An 8,281-nucleotide genomic window follows, 5' to 3' on the forward strand; every position below is an offset into this window, starting at 1 on the left:
GGCGACCCGAGGAGTGATGAAATGAAAGCGGCGGCAACGGGGGCCGCCAAGGTCGGCGCTGTATAGTCGCGATGTCCGGAGCCGTCAACTGGATTCCCCCGCCCTCAGCGCTGGCACTCGGGACAGAAGAAGCTCGACCGCCCGGACTGGACGATGCGCCGGATCGTGCCGCTGCAGCCCGGGGTGGCGCAGGGCTCGCCCTCGCGGTCGTAGACGGCGAAGCGGTGCTGGAAATAGCCGCTTGCCCCATCGGCGGCACGGAAGTCCCTGAGCGTCGAGCCGCCGGCCTCGATCGCCTCGGCGAGCACGGCGCGCACGCTGTCGGCGAGATCCTCGAGCCGTCGCGAGGGCGCCCCGGATTTCAGCACCAGCCTTCCGGCCGGCACGTCGGGCCGGATGCGGGCCCGGTGCAGCGCCTCGCTCACGTAGATGTTGCCGAGCCCCGCGACGACCCGCTGGTCGAGCAGCGCAGCCTTCATCGGCGCCGTCCTGCCGCGGAAGCGGATGGCCATCTCGGCGGCGCTGAAGGTGTTGGAGAGCGGCTCGGGGCCGAGATCGCTGAGGTGGCTGCAGGCCGCTTCGTCCGTGAACAGGTCCATGAAGCCGAAGCGGCGCGCATCGGTGTAGACGAGTCGCAGCGGCCCGTGCCCGGGGTGGCTGAGCGTCACGATCAGGTGGTCGTGCCGGGTGCCCGTGGCCGGCTCGTGGTAGCGCGAGGGTTCCTCGAGGTGGAACGTCTCGAACCGGTAGCTGCCGGTCATGCCCAGGTGGCTGAGCCAGGTCGCCCCGCTCGACAGCCGGAACAGCAGGTACTTGGCGCGCCGGTCGGTGCGGGTGATGGTCTGCCCCTCGAGCGCCGCCTTGAACCCGGCCGGAAACGGAAAGCGCAGGTCCGCCCGCCGGAGCGTCACCTCCTCGATCCGCGCGCCGCTCACGTAGGGATCGAGGCCGCGCCGCACGGTTTCGACTTCGGGCAGTTCCGGCATGGGCGCTCCTTGTTCAGCCCGCGATATGTGGCGGACGCGCCGGCGCCACGCAAGCGGGCCGATGTCGGGGGCGCTCCGCCGCGGCCCCATCGCCGCAACCATGCGCGCGCGTGAAGCATGGCAACCGCGACCCCGCTCCGCTATAAGGCCGGCCAATCGGGAGACCCTGCCATGGGCGAGACCACGCATTTCGGCGAACAGACCGTGCCGCTCGAGGCCAAGCAGGGACTGGTCAACGACGTCTTCCATCGCGTCGCCGATCGCTACGACCTGATGAACGACCTGATGAGCGGCGGCGTCCACCGGCTGTGGAAGGATGCCATGGTGGCGCGGCTGGCGCCACCCAAGCAGGGCGGCACGCCTTACCGCGTGCTCGACATGGCCGGCGGCACCGGCGACATTGCCGAGCGCATCGTCAATGCCTCGGTCGGCTTTGCCGAGGTCACCGTCTCCGACATCAACACTGACATGCTACGCGTCGGCGAAGAAAGGGCCCGGGGCTGGCGCTTTCCGGCGCAGGCACGGTTCGTCGAGGCCAATGCGGAGGCGCTGCCCTTCGCCGACGAGAGCTTCGACGCCTATACCATCGCCTTCGGCATCCGCAACGTGCCGCGCATCGAACTGGCCCTCGCCGAGGCCTTCCGCGTGCTCAGGCGCGGCGGGCGCTTCCTCTGCCTCGAGTTCAGCCAGGTCGACACGCCGGTGCTCGAAGATGTCTACCGGGTCTTCTCCGACCGCGTGATCCCGCCGATCGGGCGGGCCGTCACCGGCGATGCCCAGCCCTACCAGTATCTGGTCGAGTCGATCCGCAAGTTCCCCACGGCGGAGCACTTCGCCCGCATGATCGGCGCCGCCGGCTTCCGGCGCGTCACCCACACCCCGTTCTCCGGCAATGTCGCGGCGCTGCACGCCGCCTGGAAGCTCTGAGCCGATGAGTCTTGCCGCCTACTTCCGGCTGCTGCGCACCGGCTTCGTGCTGGCCCGCGAGGGCGCGCTCGCCATCATGGACAGCCCCGCACTGCCGCCGGTGCTCAAGGCCGGCATCCGGCTCGGCCGCATCCTCGAGCGGCCCGAGGTGCGCCGGTCCGGCCGGGTCGAGCGCCTGACGCGGGCGCTCAACCGGCTCGGCCCGACCTATGTCAAGTTCGGCCAGACCCTCGCCACCCGTCCGGACATCGTCGGCGCCGCCGTCGCGGCCGACCTCGCGGTGCTGCAGGACAAGATGGAGCCGTTCGATCCGGCCCTCGTTCCCGGCATCCTCGCCGAGGCCCTGGGGACGAAGGCCGCGCAGCTGGTCGAGCTGTCCCCGCCGGTCGCCGCGGCCTCGATCGCGCAGGTGCACAAGGCCGTGCTGGCCGACGACGGCGGGCGCCGCACCGTCGCCGTCAAGGTTCTCCGCCCGGGCGTCGAAGAGCGGTTCCGCGCCGATATCGAGAGCCAGTATGCCGGCGCGCGGCTCGCCGAGACGCTGGTGCCCTCGCTGCGGCGGCTGCGGCCCGTCGACGTGGTGGCCACCCTCGACCGCTCGGCCCGCCTCGAACTCGACCTCAGGATGGAGGCGGCCGCCATCTCGCAGTTCGCCGACAACATCAAGGGCGATACCGGCTTCGCCATTCCGACCGTGCACTGGGACCACACCGCCCAGAACGTGCTCACCACCAGCTGGATCGATGCCGTGCCGGTGCGCGACAACGCGTTGCTCGAGGCCGCCGGCATCGACCGCAAGGCGCTGGCCGCCAACCTGCTGCAGTCCTTCCTGCGCCACGCCATCCGCGACGGCTTCTTCCATGCCGACCTGCACCCCGGCAACCTGTTCGCCGACCCCGCGACCAACGGTATCGTGGCCGTCGATTTCGGCATCATGGGGCGGCTGTCCCGGCACGAGCGGCGCTTCCTCGCCGATATCCTCTACGGCTTCATCACCCGGGACTACCGCCGGATCGCCGAGCGGCACTTCGAGATCGGCTACGTGCCGCGCCACCAGTCGGTGGACGAGTTCGCCCTGGCGCTCAGGGCCATCGGCGAGCCGCAGCATGGCCGCAACGCGGCCGACATCTCGATGGCCCGGGTCCTGGGCCAGCTGTTCACCACCACCGAACTGTTCGAGATGAAGACGCGGCCCGAGCTGATCCTGCTGCAGAAGTCCATGGTGCTGGTCGAGGGCGTGTCGCGAGCCATCGACCCCGAACTCGATATCTGGACGCTGAGCGAGCCGATCGTCGCCGACTGGCTGCGCCGCTCGGCCGGTCCGCTCGGCCGGCTCGAGGCGTTCAGGGAGCATGTCGACACCGCCGTCGAGACCTTCGGGCGCCTGCCGGCGATCGTCGACAAGGCCGAGGCCGCGCTCGACGACTACGATCGCGAGAAGCGCTCCCCGCGACGGCGCTTCGATCGCTTCATGCTGCTGGTCGGCTTCTGGCTCGGCGCGGCCGCCGCGCTGGCGCTGATCTGGCGACTGGCGGGCCTCTGAACAGAGGTTCAGGCCCCGTTCATCATCATGGCGGTACTCCGCCAGAGCGAGCTTGCAGCCCCTCGGGCCCGTCCATAGAGTTGGGCTGGGAGCAGCGGGGCAATTGTTGAGGAGATACCCATGAACCTGAAGAGTCTCGGCCGCCTGGCCGGGGTGCTGGCGCTGACCGCGGGTCTCGCCGGCTGCATCGACATGACGGCCGAGATCGAGGTGCTGTCGGAGACCACCGGCAAGGCCACCACCACCATGACCATGGGCGCCGAATTCTACCCCATGATCAAGCAGATGGCGGAATCCGGCGAGCAGTCGGCCGAAGACGGCTTCTGCGTCAACGAGAACGACGTGCTGACCGAGAACGGCGACGGCAGCGCCACCTGCACCACGGTGATCGAAGGCAAATTCGACGATCTCAAGTCGAGCGACAGCCCCAGCGAGGATGCGAGCTTCACCGTCGTCAGCCCGGGCGTCGTGCGCGTCGCCATGAAGTCCGAAGGCATGGCGAGCGAAGTCACCGAAGGCCAGGACGAGCAGACCGCGCAGATGATGAAGGCCTATTTCGACGGCCACAACATCACCATCCGCATCAAGGGCAAGAAGGTGACCGAGTCCAACATGACGGTCAGCGATGACGGCACGACGGCCGAGATCGTCATTCCGTTCCTGTCGCTGATGGATGGTACGGCTCAGCTGCCCGAGGAACTCTTCGCGGTCGTCGACACGCGGTGAGCCCGGTGGATCGGGTCGGCATCGGTCTGGTCTGGCTCGATCACGGCCGCGGCCTCGACGTGCCGCGGCAGCAATCGGTGGGTGCGGCGGGAGTGGATCTGCTCGCCGCGCTCGGATCCTCGGAGGTCCTCGCCATCGCGCCGGGCGCTCGTGCCCTCGTGCCGACCGGCATGGCCATCGCCCTGCCGGCGGGTTACGAGGGACAGGTGCGGCCGCGCTCGGGCCTTGCCGCGCGGCATGGGGTGACGGTGCTCAATTCCCCCGGGACCATCGACGCCGACTATCGCGGCGAGATCAAGGTGATCCTCGTCAACCTGGGCGAGGCGCCCTTCGAGATCCGCCGCGGCGACCGTGTTGCGCAGCTTGTGGTGGCGCCGGTGACGGCCATTCGTTTCGACCTGATGGAGACGCTCGATGCGACCGATCGCGGCAGCGGCGGCTTCGGCTCTACTGGCCGCTAGCCTCGTTCAGGTATCACCGGCGGCTGCCGGCAGCGCCGCGGCCTTCAACCCGCTCGGCTTTTCCGGCGACGGCCGCTACTTCGCCTTTGAGGAATTCGGCGTCGCGGACGGGTCCGGCTTCCCGTTTGCCAGCATCTACGTCATCGACCTGGCGGAAGATCGCTGGGCCGGCGCGCCGGTCCGGGTCACCCTCGAGGACGAGACGGCGCCGGTCGGCAGCGCCAGGATGGAGGCTCTCGCCCAGGCCGGTCCGGCGCTCGAGGCGCGACAGCTGACCGCTCCCGCCCTCACCGTGGCGCTGCATGGTGACGGCGAGCCGGTGGGCGAGGGCGGCAGCCTCACCTTCGGCCGCCCCGGATATGGCCTCGAGGGGCCGCAGGATCTCGCCACGCTCACCCTCGTCGCCACGCTGCCGCCCTATGTCGGCCCCTGCGTCACCGAATACGGTTTCGACCCCCCCGTGGGCTACCGGCTGGTGCTGTCCGCCTCGGCCGGCGAGACGGTCCTGCATGACGACGAGTCGGTTCCCGCCTCGCGCGGCTGCACCGTCGCGTACCGCCTCTATGGCGTCTTCGCCCCGGCGGGCTGGGGCTGGAACGACGCGCCCGCGGTGGTGGTGCTCTCGGTCTTCACCCAGGGTTTCGAAGGGCCGGACCGCCGCTTCGTCGCGCTGCCCCTGCCGGGTCACCCGTGAGCGCGCTCTCGCCCGACGAGATCAGGCGCTATGCCCGCCACATCGTGCTGCGCGGGGTGGGCGGCGATGGCCAGCAGAAGCTCAGGGCGGCGCGGGTGCTGGTGGTCGGCGCGGGCGGCCTCGGCAGTCCCGCCATCGCCTATCTGGCGGCCGCCGGCATCGGCACGCTGGGCGCGGTTGACCACGACACCGTGTCCCTCTCCAACCTGCAGCGGCAGGTCATTCACCGCACGGACGGCATCGGCCTGAAGAAGGTGGACAGCGCCGGGGCGTTCGTTTCCGGTCTCAACGACAGGGTGACATTCGTCGCCCATGCCGAGCGGATCGGTCCGGACAATGCGCCGGGGCTGATGTCGGGCTACGACCTCGTGCTCGACGGCACCGACAATTTCGGCACGCGCGCCGTCGTCGCGGCCGCGGCCCGCGCCGCCGGGCTGCCGCTGGTCTCGGGCGCCGTCTCGATGTTCGACGGCCAGGTCACGGTCTTTGTTCCCGGCGGCCCGCAGTTCTCCGATCTCTACCCCGATACGCCGGACGAGGCGGACCTCCCGGCCTGCGAAGTGGTCGGCGTGCTCGGCGCCGTCACCGGCGTCATCGGCACGCTGATGGCGATGGAGGCGATCAAGCTCGTCACCGGCGTCGGCGAGCCGCTGACCGGCCGCCTGCTGCTCTACGATGGCCGTGCCGCGCGGTTCACCGAACTGGGATATTAGAGCCGTTCACCGTTTCCTTGAACCGGCGATCTGCTCTACGTCCTTGGTTTGTCGCGCTTCCGAACCGGAAGACCGTCGCCACTTTTCCTGGAAGCGCTATAGGGCGCTTCACCACTGCAGCGTCGCCCCGGCCGGGCCTCCCGCCACCGGGTCATCCCCGCGAAAGCGGGGACCTCCGTTTGCGATGGTGCGGGCTGCACAAAACAGAGGTTCCCGCTTTCGCGGGAATGACTCCGTGAGTTGCGGCAAGACCACTTCCTCCCTCAATCCCCCCTCAGGGGTTGGGGAGGCCCTACTTCACCCCGCGAAGCGCCAGCGCCCGTTGCGCCCTGACCGAGAACAGGATCAGGGCGGCGATGGTGACGATGAACGGGATCATCCGGATCAGTTCGGCCGGCATCCAGTTGAACAGGCCGGGCATGACCACCGCCAGCGCCTCGAAGGCTCCGAACAGCAGCGCGGCGATCAGCGCACCGACCGGATGGCGTGCCCCCAGCAGCACTGCGCCGAGCGCGATGAAGCCGCGGCCCGCCGTCATGTCGCGGGTGAAGCCGACATAGTTGAACATGGCGAGCTGCGCGCCGCCGAGGCCGGCGAGGGCGCCCGAGACGACGAGGCTCCAGGTCCTCACCTTGTTGACCGGAATGCCGGCGGCCTCCGGCGCCGCCGGGTACTCGCCGACGCCGCGCAGCCACAGTCCCCATGGGGTACGGAACAGGAAGTACCAGACCGCGAAGACGATGAACGCCGCGATCCAGCTCAGCACCGAGTGGCCGGAGAGGAAGGCGGTGAGGACCGGTCCCACCCCGGGGATGGCATCGAGGAAACTCAGGTCGACCGACGGCACCGCCTTCGACTGCAGGTTGATCGAGGTGCCCTTGTCGCCGCCGGTGGCGAGGGCGAGCGCGAACACCGTGCCGCCGGCCGCGAAGATGTTGATGGCAAAGCCGACGAGGATGATGTCGGCCTTCAGCCGATAGGCGAAGAACGCCATGATCAGCCCGAGCAGCGCGCCGGCCCCGAGCCCGGCCACCACCGCGACATACCAGGGCGCGTAGACCGAGACGATCACCGCGGTGAGGCAGCCGATCAGCATCATGCCTTCGAGCGCCACGTTGAGCGCGCCGGAGAGGTCGGCGATCAGCCCGCCCATGGTGGCGAGGAGAAGCGGCGTCGTGGTGCGGATGATGGTGACGAAGAAGGCCGCCGAGAAGACGGTGATGAATAGTTCCGTCATTTCGCGGCTCCCGCGGCGGCCGCCGGACTGCGCCTGAACAGGCGGGTGAGGAAGTTGAGCGAGTAGGACGAGGAGACGAGCAGGATGATGATGGCCGTCACCACGCCGATCACCTCGGCCGGCACGTCGGTGCGGATGTTCATCAGCTGCGCGCCCTGTCGCAGGTAGCCGTAGAACAGCGCCACGACGGGCACCGCCAGCGGCCGGCTGCGCGCCACGATGGCGACGAGGATGCCCTCGAAGGCGAGGTTGCCCTCGAACAGCACGGTGAGCTTGCCGTAGGTCTGGCCCTGCACGAACATCGAGCCCAGCAGCCCGCCGAGCGCCCCGGAGGCGGTCATTGCCGAGACCATGATGAAGGTGGACTTGATGCCGGAATACTCGGCGAAGCGCGCATTGTGGCCGACCAGCCGCAGCTTCAGCCCCCAGCTGGTGCGATAGACGGCGAACCACACGACCAGCACCGCCACGATGGCGAGGATCAGCCCCAGGTCGATGCGGGTCTTGTCGACCAGCATCGGGAAGACCGCGCTGTCGGGGAATTCGTTGGTGGTCAGCACACCGGCCTGCGGCTTGGGCAGGTGCGTGCGGACGAGGAAGTTGCACAGTTCGATCGCGACGTAGTTGAGCATCAGCGAGGAGACGATCTCGTTGGCGCCCAGTTTCGCCTTGGCGATGCCGGGCAGGAATCCGTAGACGGCGCCGGCCAGCATGGCCGCGGTGATGCCCAGCGGAATGCCGGCCCAGCTCGCTCCGAGCGGCGACAGCGCCACATAGGTCGAGGCCAGCGCGCCGATATAGACCTGCCCCTGCACGCCCATCGAGAACTGCCGCGCCTGGAACACCAGCGAGAAGGCGAGGCCGGTGATGGTCAGCTTGGCGACATCGTCGATCCAGTAGCCGAAGGTGCGAGTCTTCTGCGGCAACTGCGTCAGCAGTTGCTCGAACGCGCCGAGGGGATCCTTGGAGGTCAGCAGCACGATGACGAAGGTGA

Annotated in this window: 9 protein-coding genes; 6 read left to right on the forward strand and 3 right to left on the reverse strand. The window is 69.1% G+C overall.

Annotation, left to right across the window (positions count from 1 at the left end):
* Positions 1 to 104: 104 nt before the first annotated feature.
* Complete coding sequence (gene mutM / locus ACE3TU_RS04015; RefSeq protein ID WP_374620497.1) at positions 105 to 986, reverse strand: bifunctional DNA-formamidopyrimidine glycosylase/DNA-(apurinic or apyrimidinic site) lyase; 882 nt, start codon at positions 984 to 986, stop codon at positions 105 to 107.
* A 171-nt stretch (positions 987 to 1,157) separates the two neighbouring features.
* On the opposite strand from mutM, the gene ubiE reads away from it, so the two are divergent.
* The 6 genes from ubiE to ACE3TU_RS04045 all read left to right on the forward strand — a co-directional run bounded on the left by ubiE (position 1,158) and on the right by ACE3TU_RS04045 (position 6,050).
* Positions 1,158 to 1,913, forward strand: a complete 756-nt coding sequence (ubiE, locus tag ACE3TU_RS04020; RefSeq protein WP_374620499.1) for a bifunctional demethylmenaquinone methyltransferase/2-methoxy-6-polyprenyl-1,4-benzoquinol methylase UbiE — start codon at positions 1,158 to 1,160, stop codon at positions 1,911 to 1,913.
* 4 nt (positions 1,914 to 1,917) lie between these two features.
* A complete protein-coding gene (ubiB, locus tag ACE3TU_RS04025) occupies positions 1,918 to 3,456 on the forward strand; it encodes a 2-polyprenylphenol 6-hydroxylase (protein ID WP_374620502.1) in 1,539 nt (512 codons plus the stop codon).
* A 120-nt stretch (positions 3,457 to 3,576) separates the two neighbouring features.
* Entirely contained in the window at positions 3,577 to 4,182 is a 606-nt protein-coding gene (locus ACE3TU_RS04030) for a hypothetical protein (RefSeq protein ID WP_374620505.1), read from the forward strand.
* A gap of 5 nt (positions 4,183 to 4,187) precedes the next feature.
* Entirely contained in the window at positions 4,188 to 4,643 is a 456-nt protein-coding gene (dut, locus tag ACE3TU_RS04035; protein WP_374620507.1) for a dUTP diphosphatase, read from the forward strand.
* Positions 4,597 to 5,337 carry a DUF2259 domain-containing protein gene (locus ACE3TU_RS04040; protein WP_374620510.1) on the forward strand — a complete coding sequence of 247 codons (741 nt, stop codon included), beginning with the start codon at positions 4,597 to 4,599 and terminating at the stop codon, positions 5,335 to 5,337. Before dut ends, ACE3TU_RS04040 begins: the two co-directional genes overlap by 47 nt.
* Entirely contained in the window at positions 5,334 to 6,050 is a 717-nt protein-coding gene (locus ACE3TU_RS04045) for a ThiF family adenylyltransferase (protein WP_374620513.1), read from the forward strand. Before ACE3TU_RS04040 ends, ACE3TU_RS04045 begins: the two co-directional genes overlap by 4 nt.
* Positions 6,051 to 6,342: 292 nt before the next feature.
* Here the strand turns inward: ACE3TU_RS04045 and ACE3TU_RS04050 are convergent, their stop codons facing one another.
* Together ACE3TU_RS04050 and ACE3TU_RS04055 are read right to left on the reverse strand one after the other, a co-directional pair.
* Complete coding sequence (locus ACE3TU_RS04050; RefSeq protein ID WP_374620515.1) at positions 6,343 to 7,287, reverse strand: ABC transporter permease; 945 nt, start codon at positions 7,285 to 7,287, stop codon at positions 6,343 to 6,345.
* Positions 7,284 to 8,281 (reverse strand): ABC transporter permease (locus tag ACE3TU_RS04055; RefSeq protein ID WP_374620517.1); only part of this gene is annotated, 998 nt, incomplete at its 5' end. The genes ACE3TU_RS04050 and ACE3TU_RS04055, both read right to left, overlap by 4 nt.

The organism is Devosia sp., assembly GCF_041917035.1.
In the GTDB taxonomy this organism is placed as follows: domain Bacteria; phylum Pseudomonadota; class Alphaproteobacteria; order Rhizobiales; family Devosiaceae; genus Devosia_A.

Excerpts from the sequence above, each read along its gene's own strand:
- ubiE (WP_374620499.1), top strand. The coding sequence starts at position 1,158 with ATGGGCGAGACCACGCATTTCGGCGAACAGACCGTGCCGCTCGAGGCC.
- ACE3TU_RS04030 (WP_374620505.1), top strand. The coding sequence starts at position 3,577 with ATGAACCTGAAGAGTCTCGGCCGCCTGGCCGGGGTGCTGGCGCTGACC.
- ubiB (WP_374620502.1), top strand. The coding sequence starts at position 1,918 with ATGAGTCTTGCCGCCTACTTCCGGCTGCTGCGCACCGGCTTCGTGCTG.
- mutM (WP_374620497.1), bottom strand. The coding sequence starts at position 986 with ATGCCGGAACTGCCCGAAGTCGAAACCGTGCGGCGCGGCCTCGATCCC.
- ACE3TU_RS04050 (WP_374620515.1), bottom strand. The coding sequence starts at position 7,287 with ATGACGGAACTATTCATCACCGTCTTCTCGGCGGCCTTCTTCGTCACC.
- ACE3TU_RS04040 (WP_374620510.1), top strand. The coding sequence starts at position 4,597 with ATGCGACCGATCGCGGCAGCGGCGGCTTCGGCTCTACTGGCCGCTAGC.